This window comes from Simiduia curdlanivorans, from assembly GCF_030409605.1.
GTDB classification, from domain to species: domain Bacteria; phylum Pseudomonadota; class Gammaproteobacteria; order Pseudomonadales; family Cellvibrionaceae; genus Simiduia; species Simiduia curdlanivorans.
Window position 1 is genome coordinate 672,425 of sequence record NZ_JAUFQG010000006.1, and the last position, 17,578, is coordinate 690,002.

General features: G+C 51.6%; 19 protein-coding genes. 14 read left to right on the forward strand and 5 right to left on the reverse strand.

The window, feature by feature from the left end:
- The first annotated feature begins 5 nt into the window (after nucleotides 1-5).
- The 6 genes from arsC to QWY82_RS16810 all read left to right on the forward strand — a co-directional run bounded on the left by arsC (nucleotide 6) and on the right by QWY82_RS16810 (nucleotide 4,553).
- The gene (gene arsC, locus QWY82_RS16785; protein ID WP_290264706.1) at nucleotides 6-350 is read left to right on the forward strand and encodes an arsenate reductase (glutaredoxin); all 345 of its coding nucleotides are present in this window, start codon (nucleotides 6-8) and stop codon (nucleotides 348-350) included.
- Nucleotides 350-967 carry an NAD(P)H:quinone oxidoreductase gene (gene wrbA / locus QWY82_RS16790; RefSeq protein ID WP_290264708.1) on the forward strand — a complete coding sequence of 206 codons (618 nt, stop codon included), beginning with the start codon at nucleotides 350-352 and terminating at the stop codon, nucleotides 965-967. Before arsC ends, wrbA begins: the two co-directional genes overlap by 1 nt.
- Nucleotides 960-1,382 (forward strand): DUF2069 domain-containing protein, encoded by a 423-nt coding sequence (locus QWY82_RS16795; RefSeq protein ID WP_290264711.1) that lies wholly within the window; start codon nucleotides 960-962, stop codon nucleotides 1,380-1,382. The genes wrbA and QWY82_RS16795 overlap by 8 nt, the downstream gene beginning before the upstream one ends.
- 18 nt (nucleotides 1,383-1,400) lie before the next feature.
- Entirely contained in the window at nucleotides 1,401-3,245 is a 1,845-nt protein-coding gene (gene sppA, locus QWY82_RS16800) for a signal peptide peptidase SppA (protein WP_290264714.1), read from the forward strand.
- Between the two features lie 76 nt (nucleotides 3,246-3,321).
- Nucleotides 3,322-4,026 carry a glutamine amidotransferase-related protein gene (locus QWY82_RS16805; RefSeq protein ID WP_290264716.1) on the forward strand — a complete coding sequence of 235 codons (705 nt, stop codon included), beginning with the start codon at nucleotides 3,322-3,324 and terminating at the stop codon, nucleotides 4,024-4,026.
- Between the two features lie 143 nt (nucleotides 4,027-4,169).
- Entirely contained in the window at nucleotides 4,170-4,553 is a 384-nt protein-coding gene (locus tag QWY82_RS16810) for an MAPEG family protein (RefSeq protein WP_290264718.1), read from the forward strand.
- Between the two features lie 146 nt (nucleotides 4,554-4,699).
- Here QWY82_RS16810 and QWY82_RS16815 read toward each other — a convergent pair whose 3' ends face one another.
- Both QWY82_RS16815 and QWY82_RS16820 read right to left on the reverse strand, forming a co-directional pair.
- Complete coding sequence (locus tag QWY82_RS16815; protein WP_290264721.1) at nucleotides 4,700-6,181, reverse strand: amidase; 1,482 nt, start codon at nucleotides 6,179-6,181, stop codon at nucleotides 4,700-4,702.
- A gap of 334 nt (nucleotides 6,182-6,515) precedes the next feature.
- Entirely contained in the window at nucleotides 6,516-7,280 is a 765-nt protein-coding gene (locus tag QWY82_RS16820) for an enoyl-CoA hydratase (protein WP_290264723.1), read from the reverse strand.
- A 212-nt stretch (nucleotides 7,281-7,492) separates the two neighbouring features.
- Here QWY82_RS16820 and QWY82_RS16825 point away from each other — a divergent pair, with 212 nt between their 5' ends.
- From QWY82_RS16825 to QWY82_RS16845, 5 genes are all read left to right on the forward strand, one after another.
- A complete protein-coding gene (locus QWY82_RS16825) occupies nucleotides 7,493-7,990 on the forward strand; it encodes a GNAT family N-acetyltransferase (RefSeq protein ID WP_290264725.1) in 498 nt (165 codons plus the stop codon).
- Nucleotides 7,991-8,090: 100 nt separating this feature from the next.
- Nucleotides 8,091-10,163: a S9 family peptidase gene (locus QWY82_RS16830; RefSeq protein WP_290264727.1), complete on the forward strand. Its 2,073-nt coding sequence runs from the start codon at nucleotides 8,091-8,093 to the stop codon at nucleotides 10,161-10,163.
- Nucleotides 10,164-10,351: 188 nt separating this feature from the next.
- Nucleotides 10,352-10,759 carry a hypothetical protein gene (locus tag QWY82_RS16835; RefSeq protein ID WP_290264729.1) on the forward strand — a complete coding sequence of 136 codons (408 nt, stop codon included), beginning with the start codon at nucleotides 10,352-10,354 and terminating at the stop codon, nucleotides 10,757-10,759.
- A gap of 77 nt (nucleotides 10,760-10,836) precedes the next feature.
- Nucleotides 10,837-12,552, forward strand: coding sequence for an amidohydrolase (locus QWY82_RS16840; RefSeq protein WP_290264731.1), 1,716 nt, complete (start codon nucleotides 10,837-10,839; stop codon nucleotides 12,550-12,552).
- 63 nt (nucleotides 12,553-12,615) lie between these two features.
- Nucleotides 12,616-13,659, forward strand: a complete 1,044-nt coding sequence (locus QWY82_RS16845) for a COX15/CtaA family protein (protein ID WP_290264733.1) — start codon at nucleotides 12,616-12,618, stop codon at nucleotides 13,657-13,659.
- A 278-nt stretch (nucleotides 13,660-13,937) separates the two neighbouring features.
- Here the strand turns inward: QWY82_RS16845 and QWY82_RS16850 are convergent, their stop codons facing one another.
- Genes QWY82_RS16850 through QWY82_RS16860 form a run of 3 tightly spaced genes read right to left on the reverse strand, consistent with a single transcriptional unit; the run spans nucleotide 13,938 to nucleotide 15,254 of the window.
- Complete coding sequence (locus tag QWY82_RS16850; RefSeq protein ID WP_290264735.1) at nucleotides 13,938-14,180, reverse strand: DUF6868 family protein; 243 nt, start codon at nucleotides 14,178-14,180, stop codon at nucleotides 13,938-13,940.
- A 40-nt stretch (nucleotides 14,181-14,220) separates the two neighbouring features.
- Nucleotides 14,221-14,880: an SDR family oxidoreductase gene (locus QWY82_RS16855; protein ID WP_290264737.1), complete on the reverse strand. Its 660-nt coding sequence runs from the start codon at nucleotides 14,878-14,880 to the stop codon at nucleotides 14,221-14,223.
- 38 nt (nucleotides 14,881-14,918) lie between these two features.
- Nucleotides 14,919-15,254 (reverse strand): DUF3088 family protein, encoded by a 336-nt coding sequence (locus tag QWY82_RS16860; protein WP_290264740.1) that lies wholly within the window; start codon nucleotides 15,252-15,254, stop codon nucleotides 14,919-14,921.
- Between the two features lie 93 nt (nucleotides 15,255-15,347).
- Between QWY82_RS16860 and QWY82_RS16865 the strand changes: the two genes are divergently transcribed.
- From QWY82_RS16865 to QWY82_RS16875, 3 genes are read left to right on the forward strand one after another with little or no spacing between them, the layout of a single operon-like run.
- Nucleotides 15,348-15,911, forward strand: coding sequence for a hypothetical protein (locus tag QWY82_RS16865; RefSeq protein WP_290264743.1), 564 nt, complete (start codon nucleotides 15,348-15,350; stop codon nucleotides 15,909-15,911).
- A gap of 9 nt (nucleotides 15,912-15,920) precedes the next feature.
- A complete protein-coding gene (locus QWY82_RS16870) occupies nucleotides 15,921-16,832 on the forward strand; it encodes a hypothetical protein (protein ID WP_290264747.1) in 912 nt (303 codons plus the stop codon).
- A 25-nt stretch (nucleotides 16,833-16,857) separates the two neighbouring features.
- Nucleotides 16,858-17,550: an aspartate/glutamate racemase family protein gene (locus tag QWY82_RS16875; RefSeq protein ID WP_290264749.1), complete on the forward strand. Its 693-nt coding sequence runs from the start codon at nucleotides 16,858-16,860 to the stop codon at nucleotides 17,548-17,550.
- The last annotated feature ends 28 nt before the right edge of the window (nucleotides 17,551-17,578 follow it).

Genomic DNA, 17,578 nt, shown 5'->3' on the forward strand with positions numbered 1-17,578 from the left:
TACCTATGGTTACTCTGTACCACAATCCACGCTGCTCCAAATCGCGCGAAACCCTCGCTTTGTTAGAATCCAATGGCGTAACGCCGACGATCATCCGTTACCTAGAGCAACCGCCAACAGCTGCTGAACTGGCCGAGGTGCTGAAAAAACTCGGCATTGGCGCGCGGGATTTACTGCGCAAAGGCGAGGATGAGTACAAGAACCTACAACTAGCCAACCCGGCGCTCACCGAGGCCGAGCTTATTGCGGCCATGATCAAACAACCGAAATTAATCGAGCGCCCGATCGCCATCAAAGGCAAAAAAGCGATTATTGGTAGGCCGCCAGAGGCTGTGCTGGAGCTTCTTTAATGGCGACCGAAAGATCCAACAGCGATACCGAGCCGTACATTCTAGTACTTTACTACTCGCGCAGCGGCAGCACCCAAGCCATGGCCCAAAAAATCGCCAGGGGTATTGAGAGCGCTGGCATGGCGGCGCGTATCCGCACAGTACCAGCCGTATCGACAACGACAGAGAGCACAGAGCCTGAAATACCAGAACAAGGAGCCCTGTACTGCAGCCAAGAAGATTTGGCCCAATGTGCTGGCCTAGCCCTGGGAAGCCCGACAAGATTTGGCAATATGGCGGCGCCATTGAAATACTTTCTCGACGGCACCTCGGACCTCTGGCTAAACGGCAGTTTAATTAACAAACCGGCCTGCGCCTTTACCTCCACGAGCAGCTTGCACGGAGGCCAGGAAAGTACCCTGTTAACCATGATGTTACCGCTACTACATCAAGGTATGTTGTACGTGGGTATTCCCTATAGCGAGGCAAAATTGCATAGCACCCAATCCGGCGGCACGCCCTATGGCGCGAGTCATTGGGCCTTAAACCACTCAACCGCGTTAACTGACGATGAATCGGCCCTGTGTATGGCACTCGGTAAACGTCTGGCAACTTTGGCAAGTAAACTCTATGACTAATACCGAAACCACGGCGCCAGCTCCGGAAAACGGCGCAAAACCTATCCCTAACGTATATAACAAGGCGCGCTGGGGCTGGGCTTTAGCCCTCGGCGCTACCGCAATACTGCTATTGAGCGCGCTAGTCGAGTACTTGGTCGAACCCAGCGCACGCCTGTCGCTGCTGCTGTTACAATCAATACCGCTACTGCTGTTTGTTCCCGGTATGTGGGTCAAACACTACCGCACCTTCAGCTGGCTCTGTTTTGTGGTGCTGTTTTACTTTATCGTTGCGGTCACACAGGTAATGTCGCCTATGGCGAACGGTTACGGATGGGTTAATCTCATTGCCAGCGTGGTGCTTTTTAATGCTGCGATGATGACCAGCCGCTGGCTGCAATACATCGCCCATCAACCCAAAAAATCCACTATCTAGCTTTCATAGGAACCTTTAATGTCTCACGCTCAACCCGGTTTTTTGCGACGTCTTTTTGGTGGCCTTTGGGGCGCAGTTACGTGGCTTCGAACGTCACTCGCCAACGTCATCTTTATCCTCCTCATTGTGCTCGTTGTGGTTGCCATTACCGGCGAGGAGAAGTTTGAAATTCCCAATAAAACAGCTTTGCTGCTAGCTCCTCAGGGTTTTTTGGTCGATCAACTCACCTACGTTGACCCTATGTCTAGAGTTCTTAACGACGACAGTGGCCCAACGGAAACAAGGCTTAAGTCTGTGATTGATTCGGTCAATCGCGCCGCCGATGACGATCGCGTCACCACCTTGGTGCTCGACCTCAACTACATGGTTGGCGGTGGTATCAGTAAAATGGAAGAGTTGGGCGTTGCACTGGAAAATTTCCGCAGTCGTGAAAAACCCATCATCGCCTTTGCCGATAGCTACAGCCAAGACACCTATTACTTGGCAAGTTTCGCCGATGAAATCTATATCAACCCTCTGGGCGCGGTATTCATGACCGGCTACGGCAGTTACAGAAACTACTTCAAAGATGCCCTCGATAAGCTAGAAATTGACTTCCATGTTTTCCGCGTTGGCGAATACAAAGACTTTATCGAACCCTATACCCGCAACGACATGTCCGGCGCCTCGCGCGAGCACAATAGCCAGTGGTTGCACGAGCTGTGGAGCACCTACACCAGCCATGTTGAAGAGCGACGCAGCTTACCCATCGGCGCTATCAACAATTACATCAACTCCGCCGACGAACTGCTCGCCGATGCCGAGGGCAACAGCGCAAAACTATCTGTGAGTGCTGGCTTGGTCGATAAAGTCATGACCCGCATCGAGCTGAAAAACATGTTGGTAGAGCGCTTTGGCTACGACGAAGAGCGCGAAGATTATAGCGCTGTTGATGCCGACCACTACCTCGCCCTCACCGACGCTGAACAGCGCAGCTTTGACAAGAGTGTCGGTCTTATTGTGGCCGCTGGCTCCATTGTCGACGGCGATCAACCAGCCGGTAACATCGGCGGAGATTCCACCGCAGCACTGCTAGAAACAGCGCGCACCGACGACCAGATTAAAGCCGTTGTATTGCGTGTTGACAGCGGCGGCGGCAGTGCCTTTGCATCGGAAATTATTCGCCAGCAAGTGGTGGCGCTAAAGCAAGCCGGTAAACCCGTGGTTATTTCCATGGGCTCGGTGGCGGCCTCCGGTGGCTATTGGGTAACGGCAGGCGCCGATCAGGTTTGGGCAACGCCTACAACCATCACCGGCTCTATTGGCGTCTTCGGCGCCTTCCCAACAGCACAAAAAACCCTATCAAAATTAGGTATTCACACCGACGGCGTTGGCACCACAGAACTTGCCGGCGCCATTCGTTTTGATAGAGCGCTGCCGGAAAAAGCGGCGCGCGTTATTCAAATGAGTGTCGATCATATCTATCAGGAGTTTTTGGCACTGGTGGCGCAATCCCGCGGCACAACGCCCGAGGCCATCCATCAAATTGCTCAAGGCCGCGTGTGGACCGGTGCAACTGCACAAGATATTGGCTTAGTCGATCAGTTAGGTAGTTTAGATGACGCAATCAAAGCAGCGGCCGAACTCGCCAGCCTAACGGACTACGACGTACAAGAGATCACTCACCCCCTTTCGCCCGGCGAAGCCTTTATGCAAGAATTGCTCAACGACGTAAGCATTGGGCCTAAACATCTGGTGAATAGCTTGATACCATCGTCACTCAGGGCAAGCATTGAACCTTTGGTAAAACCCTTTGCCATGATGAGCGAAATGAACGACCCAAGAGGTCTTTATATAAAATGCAGTGAATGCACTGCCCCCTAAATATTTGCAAAACTCAAGGCCACTTTTAAGTGGCCTTTTTTAATTAACGCAACACCTCATTTCAAGGCATAACTAATTGACTATAAATATTGGCATAGTTGGCGATTTTGACAGTTCTGTGGTTGCTCACAACGCAATCAACCAATCCATAGACATAGCCAACACGTATTTTGCAAAAAGTCGTAACCGAAAGATCGTTGGCCATTGGCTGGCAACCGATACGGATTTCTATTCGCAGTTGCAAAACTACCAAGCGCTCTGGTGTGCACCGGCCAGCCCCTACAAAAATACCAACAACGCTCTTGCCGCTATTCGCTTTGCCCGAGAATCCAATCTGCCCTTTCTCGGCACCTGTGGTGGATATCAACACGCAGCCCTAGAATTTGCCCGCAACCTGCTCGGCTACCACAAGGCTGACAATGCCGAAATAAATCCAACCTGTGACATGCCGCTTATCAATGCACTCGTGTGCCCATTGGTGGAAAAAAGTGATCAAATAATTATCGCGCCCGGTACCAGACTGCAAGAAATTTACCTAACTCAGGGTGCGAGCGAAGCCTATCACTGCAGCTTCGGCATCAACCCAAAATACCTCGGTATTTTTGACCAGAGCGCCCTGAGTTTCTCGGCCTTTTCTACACAGCAGGAACCGAGGGCACTAGAAATTAAGGCGAATACATTTTTTATCGGTACAGCGTTTCAGCCAGAAAGGCTTAGCCTGAGCAATAGACTGCACCCCATAGTGGAGACTTTTTTTCGCACAGCAATAGAACAAAGGTAGCGGCGAGCAAGTTGCAGCAAAAGTGATACTTAACCCAACAATAGAAAGTACATACAAGCGCCATCGCATCAGCTAAGCTTGCACCACCTTAAAGCATCACCATAGAAGGTGCTGAATGAATCCTTTATTACAGTGAGCAAACTATGGAATATTCAACCGGGCTGATTCTTATCGCCATCATGCAGTACATGCTTTTCACTGCGCAGGTGGGAATGGCTAGAGGAAAATACGGCGTTGTGGCCCCCAGCACCACTGGTCACGAAACCTTTGAGCGTTTCTATCGGGTGCAAATGAATACCCTTGAGCAATTGATTGTTTACATTCCTGGCATGGTGGCCTTCGGACTTTTCGTGAGTGCTGTGTGGGTGGTCATTCCCGGCGCACTTTTTATCATCGGCCGCCAGATTTACGCCTATGCCTATGTCAACAACCCCAGCAAGCGCACCCTGGGTATGGTGATCGGTTTTTTAAGCAATGTCACATTGATCGCGGGTAGTTTTGCTGGCGTGGTGATGCATATCTTATAGGTGAGTTTTTAGCTGCACTTAAAAGATCGGCGCAACAGAGCGAACTTGGTTTGCATCATTCATATTTTGATATGAGCGTTAAACTCTAACCCCGACGGTGCCAAACAGTCGGGGTTAAGCACTTTATATTTACCGCGTAAAACAACTTATAGTAAAGGCCGGCGCTCAAACCAGGGCTGGGCAATTTCTAACTGCTTAGCCAAGCGCAGTAATCGCCCCTCGTCATTCAAACGCCCGGTGATTTGTGTACCCAGGGGTAAACCACTCGGCGCCCAATACAGGGGCACAGACATAGACGGTAGACCGGTCACATTACCCATCAGCGTGAAGGCCATACGCGAGAGTACGCGCTCAGACATTTTAAACAGCAAACCGGAATTCATCAGCAGCTTGCCCAATGGCAATCGGTGCCCAAGTTTCATTTGCAAGGCTTCGAATTTATTCGGTGGTATCACACCATGGGGCGCCGGCTCGGCAATTAAGGTGGGCGTGAGTAGCATATCGTAACGGTTTAAATACTCCGCCATGGCATAGCGCACTTTGTACCAGCCCTCCTTGGCCTGGGCGACGTCGGCACTGGAAAAGGAACGCCCGAGCATAGCCGCACTCAAGGTACCGGGCTCTAAACTGCCGGCAACTTTCGCACCCCAGATCTGTTTGATTTGCGCAACCTTAGCTGCCGTGTGGCCACTGATCACCACCATAAAATCCTGCCACATCTGCTCGGCATCGATAACCGGATCGGCCTCTTCGAGCTGATGACCGAGGCTTTTCAACAGTTTTACCGATTGTTCTACGGCTGCGCGCGCCTCGGGAGAAACCGACGCAGGAATCATCGGCTTCAGTGAATAACCAATGCGCATGGGCTTGATTGGCACCTTGAGCTGTTCCGAAAACGGCATTTTAGGTTTCGGCAATAAAAAGCTGGCGCCTAGCTCTGGGCCACACAGGGCATCGAGCATAGCGGCGCTGTCGCGCACAGATAACGTGATTGGGTGCCCGGCGATGGCGCCATCCCAACCCTCGGCTTCAAACGGCCCGGTCGGGTTCCGACCACGGGACGGCTTCAAGCCAAATACGCCACAACAGGCTGCCGGAAAACGTATTGAGCCACCGCCGTCATTAGCCGAGGCCATGGGCACGATACGAGCCGCTACTGCAGCGGCAGAGCCACCGCTCGAGCCGCCGGTACTATGGCCCATTTTCCAAGGGTTGTGAGCTGGGCCAAAGGCCTTTGACTCGGTGCTAATCATCAAACCGAATTCTGGCAAATTCGATTTCGCGAAGGGCACTAAACCCGTGCTCAAATAACGATTAACAATTTCGGCATTTTTCTCCGGCCACCATCGCACCTGTTCGGTGCCGAAGCTGGTGGGCTGACCAGTGAGATCATCCAGTAAGTCTTTGAGAATAAAGGGCACGCCTGCGAACACCCCTTGCGGCAACTTTTGCCGGATGCGCAATTGCGCCGCCTCTTTAAAACTATGAATCACGGCGTTGAGCTGGGGGTTAACCGCTTCAAGGCGCTGGCAGGCCACCTCTAAAAGCTCTGAAGGCGTTACTTCTCGCTTGCGCACCAGCTCCGCCAAACCAAGGCCATCATATTGCCAGTATTCCGAAAACTTCATGTTCTGCCCTCAGCCAGTGGAAAAGAAAGAAAACGTGAGCGCAAGATCACAGTTTTTTACACCTCCGTCAAATCCAAGCTGAGCGAAACAGACCTAGATCACGCTTTATCCGGTGCCAGCTTTGATTAAATCAACACGGATTAGAAAAACACCGCGCCCGCAACCGACGCTCAGTGCAACGGGCGTTAACAGCGCTGATACAAGGGTTAAACAGGTTTACGAAAACAAGGGAATGCAGCAATGGTGAAACGCCGGGCGTTAAACGTTTAGTGTTTCAACGATACCCCATCGCAAAGAGCCGATGGGGCAACACATTAACGCCCCTCGATGACCGTTAATTAAAGGCCGAGAAATCCGGCTTGCGCTTTTCTAAAAACGCCGTAGCAGCCTCTTTGAATTCGGCGCCCGCAAGGCCGGCACCGAAGGCTGCGAATTCCTGATCCATAACCGCCAAGGATTGTTGCTTCAACGGCTCGCGCATCAATGCCTTAGTGGCGCGCACCGCCGCTGGCGGTTGCGCAACCAAGCGCTCTGCCTGCGCCATGGCTTTTGTTAGAGCGTCATCACACTGTTCATTAACAATGCCAAGGCCACAGGCGGTTTCGGCGTTAAAACTTTCGCCCAGCAAGAACAACTCAGCGGCTTTTGCCTGCCCCATCAAGCGCGGAATTAACAGACTCGATGCATATTCAGGCACTAGCCCTAAATTGACGAAGGGCATTTGAAATTTAGCCGTATCATCGGCATAGACAAGATCACATTGCAGCAGCAGCGTAGTGCCGATACCCACAGCTGGGCCAGACACAGCAGCAACCACGGGCTTGGGAAAATTAAACAGCGCGCGCATGAATTGCGCCACTGGGTTTTCGGCGTTTAACTCGCCGCCGGCCAAAAAATCCTGTAAATCGTTGCCGGCAGTGAAGCAGTTTTCGCTACCGCTAAACAGAACCACGCGCACGTCCTTATCTTGCGCCGCATGATTCAGTGCCTCGGCCAGCGCCGAGTACATGGCGCGGGTAATCGCATTTTTTCGCTCCGGGCGATTAAATTGCAAATGCAGAATACGATTAGCGTTGGATATTTTAATATGCTCTGTCATGGTTTACCTGTCGTGGTTAATATTGATATGTAAACAGCCTACTGCTCCAGCCCAAGCGAACCCAAGCCACGCAAACCAGGGCGATACCGAAGTGTAGCAGTGTGGCAATTGGGGTCATTGGCAGATACGCCCATTATCAGTGGTAATATCGCCTGCCCTGAATCGCCAGCTAACGCACTTGCTGTTCGACGCTCAAATAGGACTTCATCTACGTGGACATTCACACAGCCCGACTCAGGTTGGAACCCTTAGATCTTAAACACGACGAACTCATTGTCGCGGTATTTAACGACCCCGACTTTCTTAACTTCGTCGGCGACAAAGGTATTCGCACCCTCGCTCAAGCACAGCAGTATCTGCGCGACGGCCCTATGGCCGAGCGCCAGCAGTCGGGCATCGTAAATTACGCCGTCATTGCGGCCCACTCGGGTGAAGCCATCGGCATGTGCGGCCTGTTGCAGCGACCCTACTTGCCCGAGCCCGACCTCGGTTACGGCTTTTTACCAAGCGCCCGTGGCCAAGGCTACGCCTATGAAGCGGCATCTGCCGTTCTTGCCTCGCTCAAAGCCCCAGGCACCCTTTGGGCCATGGTGAACCCTGCTAACGCTGCATCCCTAGCGCTTTTGCACAAATTGGGTTTTGTCCCCTACGGCGACGATAATATCGCCCTACCCCACAGCCCCACGGTGCTACTCACCCGGCAGAGCTGAATCTAAGGAGGCGAATTAGGGCCATTGCCCCCGAAGTTTTTGAGCGCAGGGCCAAGTTATCCGTTATTAAGGGAAATAATTACGCCAGAAGGAAGCCGCCATGACGCTCAAAAGCCTCATCTCAGCCATGACTTGCCTCGTCTTTATCAGTGTTTGCCAAACACCCCTGGCCAAACCCATGGCCCTCGACGATGTCTTCGACTTGGAGTTCGCCAGCGATCCACAGCCTAGTCCCGACGGCAAAATCGTCTATTTTGTGCGCAACTACATGGATATCCAACAGGACCGCGTGCGCTCTAACCTCTGGCAGGTCGAGACCCGCACCGGCCAAATGCGGCCATTAACCACAGGCCTCACCAACGATAGGTCGCCAAGGTTATCGCCCGATGGCAGCCGTTTGGCCTATATTTCCAGCCGCGATGGCAGCAGCCAGATCTATATGCTCTGGCTTGAAAATGGCAACACTGCCTTGATCTCGCAACTCACCGACGGCGCCTCGAATCTCACCTGGTCGCCCGACAGCAAGCAGCTCTACTTTACCCAATTCGTCAAAGCCCAAGCCAAAGCGCCGGTCACACTGCCGGGCAAACCCGAGAAAGCTAAGTGGGCCAAAGCCCCGGTGTTTATCGATAGCACCTACTACCGCGCCGACGGCGCCGGTTTTCTACCCAAAGGCTTTGATCAGATATTTACTATGGACGCCAACGGCGGCCACGCACGCCAAATAACATCGGCGGACATGGACCATTCGGGTCCTCTATCACTGAGCCCGAACGGCAAAACTCTGTACTTTTCTGCTACCCAAGACCCAGAGAATGACATCATCAACAGCGAGGTTTACGCCCTCGAGCTTGAGACTGGGCAAAGCAAAGCTCTCACCGATCGACAGGGGCCGGATAACAACGCCAAATTGTCCCCCGACGGTAAATTGCTTGCCTATACCGGATTTGATGACCAGAACCGCCTGTACGAGGTCACGCGCCTCTACGTCAAAGACCTAGCCTCAGGTAAGGTCAGCGCGATAACTGGGCAATTGGACCGCGATATCGGCACCTACTACTGGCACAAAAACAGCAAAGGCCTGTACCTGAGCTTCGACGATCAAGGCGATAGCGTCATTGCCTGGCAGCCGCTAAAAGGCAAGCACAAGGTGCTCACTCGCGCCCTTGGCGGCACTAGCCTCGGCCGGCCCTACGCCAGTGGGCAGTTTGCCGTCAACGACGATGTTTTAGCCTTTACCCATAGTCTACCCGGCCGGCCAGCTGAAATTGCCAGCATGGATGCGGACGGTGGTAAAGCCCGGGTGCTGACTGATTTAAATCGGGATTTCAGCGCCCGCGTCGCCCTCGGTAAGGTTGAGGAAGTAAATTTTAAAGCCAGCACCGACGGTCGAAATATCCAAGGCTGGGTGGTCTATCCGCCTGCCTTCGATGCCAGCAAAAAATACCCCCTGATGTTAGAAATTCACGGTGGCCCTGTGGCCAATTACGGCCCGAGGTTCAGCGCCGAAATGCAGTTGTTTGCCGCCGCGGGCTACGTGACCTTGTACATCAACCCGCGCGGCAGCGACTCCTACGGCCCCGAGTTCGTCAACCTGATCCACCATAATTACCCGTCTCAGGACTACAACGATTTAATGGATGGCGTCGATGCCCTGCTGGCCAAAGGCTTTATTGACCAGCAGAAATTATTTGTCACCGGCGGCAGCGGCGGCGGTGTACTGACGGCGTGGATCGTTGGCCACACTGAGCGATTCGCCGCCGCCGTGGTGGCCAAACCGGTGATCAATTGGTACAGCTTTACCCTCACAGCCGATGCCTACCCCTACTTCAGCCGCTACTGGTTCGCGAAAAAACCCTGGGAAGATAGCGCCCATTACCTGCAGCGCTCGCCGATACAATACGTGGGCAATGTGACGACGCCAACCATGCTGCTGACCGGCGAGGCGGACTATAGAACCCCTATTTCGGAAACCGAGCAATTTTACCAAGCGCTAAAATTACAGGGCGTGAAAACCGCCATGGTGCGCATCCCCGATGCCAGCCATAGCATCACGGCAAGGCCATCCAACATGATGAATAAAGTGGCCTATATTCTCTGGTGGTTCGCCCAACATGGCGGCCCGAGTGCTAAAGCGTCAGACACATCCACTAGCGAAAATAGCGAGCAGTAAGCGGCAACCTTTGCCGACAATGATGATTGATACGTCAGTGTCGGCTATATCTCTTGCCTCACTTATTGCTAATAAGCCTTACTCGTCACACCGGGAAATTGCTAAAATAACCGAGACTGTTTTAACAGTGTTTCATGGACAGAAGCTAACGCCAGATTTTTCTTGGCAGCCACCTAAGGAGTTGCTCTATGCCTCTAACCGCGCAAGCCTCAGGCTCAAGCCTACGACCGGAAGGTAAACCCAGTAGACTCGACGTGCTCTTTATCGATAAATATATTGATCCCGCTAAATCCTTGGAACTGCTCAACACGCTGCAGCAAAAATTTATGTTTAGCGATGCGGTAAAGCGCCAATTATCCAGCGGCGTTCCCGTGGTCATAAAACACGATACCGATGCTGAAACCGCACAAAAAATTGTTAACTACATCGCCAAGCTAGGTGGCGATTGCTGGGTGCAAACCACCTCGCCCGAAGGCTACACAGATCGCCGCGACCAAAACCGGCGCAACACCGTCGACCGCCGCCTGCTGCACCGCGGCTGGGCCATCATGCCCGACCGGCGTCGCTCGCGCGAACGCAGGGTCTTTTTCCATTAAACCCTAAGCTTTGCACCCTGCCCCCTTAGTCATTAGCCTGTTACACTGCGGGCTAATAACAAAAATAGGGGGCCGTTATGATCATCCTTTCACCCGGTATCTTGGTATCCAGATTCGTTAAAACAGGCGCACTCTGTGCCAGCTTTGTTATAGCAGTATTAGCCAGCACATCGAGCCTAGCCAGCGATCTACTGATCGAAAATATCAAAGGCTATACCTATACTGATTTAGCCCCCGTCGGCGCCGCACCTAGCCAATTCAATAAAATTTTAATTCGCGATAATAAAGTACTGAGCACCAAAAACGCGGTTATCGAACGTCTTATGAAGCCGGATACAACCCGTATCGATGGCCAGGGGAAAATACTGCTGCCAGGGCTCATCGACGCGCACGGGCATTTAACCGGCTTAGGTGAATTACTGTCGAGCGTCGATTTACGCGATAGTAAGAACGAGACGCTAGCCGTGCAGCAAGTACAAAGTTACATCGATAACACCAAACCCAAGAAAAATACCTGGGTGCTAGGGCAAGGCTGGAACCAAGCCAACTGGCCCAGTAAACAGTTCCCCACTAGCGCCAGCCTAGATGCCATTAAGTCGGAAAATCCGATTGCGCTAGCGCGAGTTGATGGCCACGCCGTTTGGTTGAATGCAGCGGCGCTTGCGCTCACCGGCATTAACGATGCAACGCCGAACCCTGAAGGCGGCCAAATTATTCGAGACGGCGACGGCAAAGCCACCGGTGTTTTAATCGATAACGCCATGTCTCTCGTCTATAGCAAAATGCCACAGATCACCGCACAACAACTCGATCAGCAACTGCAACGCAGTTTTGATCACCTGCTATCGCTCGGTGTAACCGGTGTGCACGATGCGGGCATCAACCAGCCAGTGATTGATGTATTAAAGCAACGCGCGGCGAAACAAAACTTACCCATCAGAGTTTACGGCATGCTCGACGGTAGCGATGCGAAACTCAGTCAATGGCTCAAAGCCGGCGCCTATCACGACGAGGCCGGTTTCTTCACCATCGCTGCAGTAAAGTTATATGCCGACGGCGCGCTCGGTAGCCGGGGCGCGGCGCTATTGGAGGCCTATTCGGACCAAGCCAACAATAAAGGCTTAGATATTACTGCGCCTGAACCACTGCTCGAAAAATTTAAACTCATCGACGATCATCAATTTCAAATCTGCGTACACGCCATCGGCGACCGCGGTAACCAACAAGTACTCGACGCCTTCGACGCGCTGTTCAGCACCGGCGGCAACAGTAGCTTGCGCCATCGCATAGAGCACGCGCAAGTGATCGCACCGGAGGATTTAGCGCGGCTGGAACAACTGGATTTAATTGCCTCTATGCAACCAACCCACGCCACTAGCGATATGCACATGGCCGAAGATAGGCTCGGGAAGGCGCGACTCACGGGCGCTTACGCTTGGCGCACACTGTTAAACAAGGGTACGCGCATGGCCTTTGGCTCAGACTTTCCAGTGGAATCGGCCAACCCCTTTTTTGGTATTCACGCCGCCGTCACACGCCAAGATCACAATAACCAACCGGTACCCGGTTGGCGTATTGAAGAGGCGGTGAGCGTTAACGAAGCCATCAGTTTATTCACCCGCGATGCGGCTTGGGCCGCCCATATGGAAACCACACAAGGCACACTGGAGCCAGGAAAGTGGGCTGACTTTATTCTGGTTGAAGACAATCCGTACAAGGTAAAGCCCGAACAGCTTTGGAAAATCAAAGTACTTGAAACCTGGGTTGCAGGTGAAAAGCGCTGGCCTAAATAATACACTTGGGCCAAAAAAATATATAACCATTAACCATTAAGAAACTAAGCATAAGAATTGAAGATGACCGTAAATGCAGAAACCACCCTGAACAACGATCGCCATATCGCCCAATGGCTTTTATTTTGCGCAGTCGCTATTTTCGTTATGATCGTGTTAGGCGGCGTCACCCGTCTCACCGAATCGGGCCTCTCTATCGTTGAATGGAAACCGGTAATCGGCACACTGCCGCCGCTGAACAATCTCGAATGGATGCAGGAGTTTGAACAATACAAACAATTTCCCGAGTATCAAAAAGTTAACAAAGGCATGACGCTGGATGACTTTAAAACTATTTTCTACTTTGAATATAGCCATCGCTTACTCGGCCGGCTCATTGGGTTATTTTTCCTACTGCCTTTTTTATTCTTCTGGTTCACCAAGCGAATAAAGGCCGGCCTTGGTTTACCTTTAGTAGGGCTCTTTATTTTGGGCGGCCTTCAGGGCGCTCTAGGGTGGTTTATGGTGAAGAGTGGCTTGGTGGATAACCCCAGAGTCAGTCAATACCGCCTCGCCGCACACCTAGGCTTAGCCGTGGTGATTTATACCTACATGCTCTGGCTAGCCTTCGGACTGTTTCAGCCCCGCAGCACTGGTCCAAGCGCATTTAACAAGCGCACATTAGGGCTCTGCGCGGTAATTTTTTTGATGATTTTGTCCGGTGCCTTTGTCGCCGGCACGCGCGCCGGTTTAGCATTTCCTACCTGGCCGCTGATGGGGGACAGCTTTATACCCAGCAATCTCTACGCCACCACGCCATTCTGGTTGGCCGCATTTGAAGACATAACAACCATACAATTCAATCACCGCATGTTCGCCTATGTCATCGTGGGTATTATTGCTTGGCTGGGCCTGCAGCTCTGGCGTAGCAACCCGAGCAAGCAAGTGAAGCTTGCTATTGTAAGCCTAGCTACAGCACTCACAACCCAAGTATGTTTGGGCATTGCCACACTGCTCCACCACGTCCCCGTCGCCTTAGCCGCCAGCCATCAAGGCGTGGCAGTCCTATTGCTGACAGCGGCTTTGTTTTTAGCCCATAGCGTAAAGCTACAAGCAAAAGAAGCTTAACTACTTATACAAAAAAAACGCCGCACCAAGCCACTGCTGTCCCACAAAAACGATATGACCTTCGTTAGGCTTTAAGCCTCACAATAGATGCGACATCTCGGCGTATACTTGGACATGAGTTTGGCGCCCGCACAAGCGACACGACGTGAATACATCCATGTAGTCTCAACACCCGCATCCATGCGGGTGACGGTCGCTCGTACGGGCACCAAACTCTCCCGCAACATAACTGTGGGACAGCAGTGGCGGCAAGCGGCTTTTTTTTCACTGGGCTGAGGCTAGATTAAAAACCTTAGCACCAGATAAGGCACCAAGTTAAACAAAAAAACCATCAGCTTATAAAAACCTAAGCCACCGTAATGCATCGCATTAAACTGTGTCGCTGAGATTTTAAACATCGCAGAATGCATTTTAAAAGTAAAATCGCGCGCGGCGGTGATAAATACCAACCAGATACACATGACAGCCCAATTAATAACAGTGCTCCAGCCAAAAAAAGTCGCCAACTGATCAATTGTCATCGCTTTCTCCGTGGTTATGTTCTACTCATTCACGCTCATACTACCATGGCAGCGGGTCGCCATTAGCATGGCGAAATTGACCTGAATCAACCAAGCTCGTTTCAGTAATTCGAGCCACTAATCGCTGTGCTGCGTCAACAGCGCTAATATCGCCTGCATGCCCCACCATATCCGTTTGTACAAACCCAGGATGTAAAATAGCAACCGCAATACCCTTTAGCGCCAAATCAACGGCTAGAGATTTACCTGCAATATTGAGAGCCGCTTTCGACATGCGGTAGCCGTAGTAAGCACCCGAGCTATTGTCGGCTACCGATCCCATGCGGCTAGTGATAAGCGCTATTATAGAGCCGGCCTTAAGTTGACTTAACAATGCATGGGTAACACGCAAAGGGCCGAGGGCATTGACTGCAAATTGCGCCTCAATGTCTGGCCAATGGAGTTGATCTAGGTTGTCATCGGCTAACAAACCGGCATTATTAATCAAAATATCGATTTGTTTCCCCTTTAGCGCGTTGGTCATTAGCGTTAAGGTGTCTGCGTCGCTAACATCAACCCCCTCAACAATTGTGGCGCCGGACGTCTTTAACGCATCAGAAGCACGTCGACAGAGCGCCGTCACCTGATGCCCTTGCGTTAAATAGATTTGCGTAAGCGCCAGCCCAATACCTCGGTTGGCACCAGTAATCACAACGTGCATAGATTTCTCCAACAATGTAGAGTTTCAATATAACTCTGTTAAGACGGCACCATGCCGTGAAATTGCTGCCCCAACCAACGGCAAATCGCTTTGCCATCATTAATATAAGCGCGCCCGGTTTGTTCGGAGCAGGCTAGGCCCATAGGTAAATCACCCTCAGCAAAGACCAGCGCTGGGCTATTTTGCAGTTCCACACCCAAAAGCTCTACCAAAGCAGCGCGCGGGCGGTCAAAATCAATATAGATAAACTCGACCTGCGCTTTTAAGTGCGGATGGTAAACAAAAAAGCCTTCCATCAAGGCGCAGTCCGGGCAGAACATATCCTTGCCAGCGCCGTAACCAGGTTTAAGCAGATACAATTGGGGTTTAGACATTGCCGTTTCGCTCCTACAATGCGCAGATCGATAATTGGCAATAGGCCAAATAGAGATAGCACTAATAGAGACACTTGAAGTGGAGATATTAACATGAACCTAACAAGCTTTTGCCTTATCTTGACACTGCTAACGGCCACTGCTGCGAGCATTGCGAACGCCGAAGAAAATACGACAGAAGCCGGTACCTATACCAGCTTAGCGCCAGAGTTGGAAAAATTTCGACCCTTTATCAACCGCACCTATCGGGGCGAATACCGCGATGAGAAGAGTGGTAAAGTCTCGATCGATATTTCACAGTGGCAACGCGCCTTGAACGGCCAAGCTATCCGCGTTATCCACTCGCTCGATCAGGGTAGGTACGGCGGCGAGACGCTATTCTTTTTCGATAAAAACCAGTCCTCTGTGCGCTTTTATTATTTCACCACCGCGGGCTTTTACACCGAGGGCAGCGTCAGCTTCGAAGGCGACACCTTGGTGAGCACCGAAGCCGTTAACGGCGAGGCGAGCGGCATCACCAGTGTCGTCTCAAAAGCCCAACTCAACCACAAGGGCGTTATGACCGTCGACTCGACTTATTTGAAAGGTGAGGCGACCGTCAATACTAGCCGCGCGGTATATACGCCCATTGCGCATCAGGACCCACAATTTAAATGAGCAACCTAGTTGGCTAAGACACATCCCATCCAAACCTTGGCACTGATAGCGACCCTGCTCTTCACCTTGCCGTTTTTTTTCATCGGCGGCCCTGACTGGCAAGCAGCACCACTCTACCGACAGGTTTGGAACGGCGGGCACATCGCATTTTTTTGCCTTAGCATTGTTTTGATTCGGCAGTTTATTGCGCTGAATTCACCACGGCACTGGCTAGTGGCGTCGCTAATGACCCTCGCCATAGGGCTGATCATTGAAACTATTCAACAGCGCGTTGGCAGACAATTTAGCTATACAGATTTGGCGTTTAACTTAGCTGGCCTATGGCTTGGTTTAAGCTGGACGCAAAGCCCCACTAAGTTTATCTGGCTCTTGCGCCTAGGCGCAGGCTTTTTGCTTGCGCCGTTTTTTTGGAGCCTTACACTGGCGAGTCAATTACAACTTAACAGCAGTTATCAATTTCCCACCATTACAAGTTTTGAAAGCCGTTCCGAATTGCTCAGAGTTTCAGGCCCTGCCCATCTATCGAACCAAATCGCCTCCGACGGTAAACAATCGCTAAAAATTGATTTCGACAGCGCCCAGTATTCTACCGTGAGCATCGATAAACCACTGGGAGACTGGCTCGGCTACCAATTCCTTGCGTTAGACATCTATAACCCCGACACTCAACCGCTACGTTTAGTCTTACGCATCTCAGATACCGAACACGACCGAGGCACGCAGGCGTTAACCGATCGCTTTAACATTGCAATAACGGTAACAAACGGCTGGAATAATACTGTGCTTAAGCTAGAGGACATTCAACGGGCGCCCTTAACCCGGGAATTAGACCTCTCGCAATTAACCAATATCGCAATTTTTTCGCAGGGCTTAGAAAAGCCTCGCACTGTGTATCTTGACAACATTCGTTTACAACAGTAGAAAAACATAAAATCAAGGGTAAACCATGAAGACCATAGGACTGATAGGCGGCATGAGCTGGGAATCGACCAGTCATTACTACGCGACCATTAACCGAGAAATTAATCGCAGGCTAGGTGGCTTTCACTCGGCAAAAATCCTTTTGGTAAGTGTCGATTTTGCCGACATCGAAAATTTACAAAGCGCCGGAAATTGGCAGGCCGCGGGCAATCTATTGGCTCATGCGGCCCTGCAACTTCAGGCCGCCGGCGCCGAATGCATTGTAATTTGTACCAACACCATGCACAAAGTTGCCAGCCAGATTGAGTTGGCGGTCAAGATTCCGTTATTGCACATTGCCGATGCCACAGGCAGAGCGCTGGTTGCCAAGCAGATAAAGCAGGTTGCGCTACTGGGCACCGCGTTTACTATGTCTCAAGATTTTTATAAGCGGCGCCTAGCAGACAATTTTCCTCTTAGCGTCAGCGTGCCGAATGCAGAAGATCAAGAGGCCATTCATCACATTATTTATCAAGAATTATGTCAGGGGGTTATTACCGAGGCATCGCGCGAAACCTATATAACGATTATGAATAAATTACACCAACAAGGCGCGCAGGCGATCATTCTAGGTTGCACGGAAATTGGTTTGCTGGTTAGCGCCGACCACACATCCATCCCCCTGTTCGATACCACCTTAATTCACAGCCTGGCCGCGGTTGATTTTGCGCTGAGCTAGCGCCCACACGATACCAAGGTCTAGTGGC

Bases quoted from the DNA above. Each gene is read 5' to 3' on its own strand.
- QWY82_RS16835 (WP_290264729.1), top strand. From the start codon at position 10,352: ATGCCTCTAACCGCGCAAGCCTCAGGCTCAAGCCTACGACCGGAAGGT.
- sppA (WP_290264714.1), top strand. From the start codon at position 1,401: ATGTCTCACGCTCAACCCGGTTTTTTGCGACGTCTTTTTGGTGGCCTT.
- QWY82_RS16875 (WP_290264749.1), top strand. From the start codon at position 16,858: ATGAAGACCATAGGACTGATAGGCGGCATGAGCTGGGAATCGACCAGT.
- QWY82_RS16820 (WP_290264723.1), bottom strand. From the start codon at position 7,280: ATGACAGAGCATATTAAAATATCCAACGCTAATCGTATTCTGCATTTG.
- wrbA (WP_290264708.1), top strand. From the start codon at position 350: ATGGCGACCGAAAGATCCAACAGCGATACCGAGCCGTACATTCTAGTA.
- QWY82_RS16810 (WP_290264718.1), top strand. From the start codon at position 4,170: ATGGAATATTCAACCGGGCTGATTCTTATCGCCATCATGCAGTACATG.
- QWY82_RS16850 (WP_290264735.1), bottom strand. From the start codon at position 14,180: ATGACAATTGATCAGTTGGCGACTTTTTTTGGCTGGAGCACTGTTATT.
- arsC (WP_290264706.1), top strand. From the start codon at position 6: ATGGTTACTCTGTACCACAATCCACGCTGCTCCAAATCGCGCGAAACC.
- QWY82_RS16815 (WP_290264721.1), bottom strand. From the start codon at position 6,181: ATGAAGTTTTCGGAATACTGGCAATATGATGGCCTTGGTTTGGCGGAG.
- QWY82_RS16795 (WP_290264711.1), top strand. From the start codon at position 960: ATGACTAATACCGAAACCACGGCGCCAGCTCCGGAAAACGGCGCAAAA.
- QWY82_RS16840 (WP_290264731.1), top strand. From the start codon at position 10,837: ATGATCATCCTTTCACCCGGTATCTTGGTATCCAGATTCGTTAAAACA.
- QWY82_RS16865 (WP_290264743.1), top strand. From the start codon at position 15,348: ATGAACCTAACAAGCTTTTGCCTTATCTTGACACTGCTAACGGCCACT.
- QWY82_RS16845 (WP_290264733.1), top strand. From the start codon at position 12,616: ATGACCGTAAATGCAGAAACCACCCTGAACAACGATCGCCATATCGCC.
- QWY82_RS16830 (WP_290264727.1), top strand. From the start codon at position 8,091: ATGACGCTCAAAAGCCTCATCTCAGCCATGACTTGCCTCGTCTTTATC.
- QWY82_RS16860 (WP_290264740.1), bottom strand. From the start codon at position 15,254: ATGTCTAAACCCCAATTGTATCTGCTTAAACCTGGTTACGGCGCTGGC.
- QWY82_RS16855 (WP_290264737.1), bottom strand. From the start codon at position 14,880: ATGCACGTTGTGATTACTGGTGCCAACCGAGGTATTGGGCTGGCGCTT.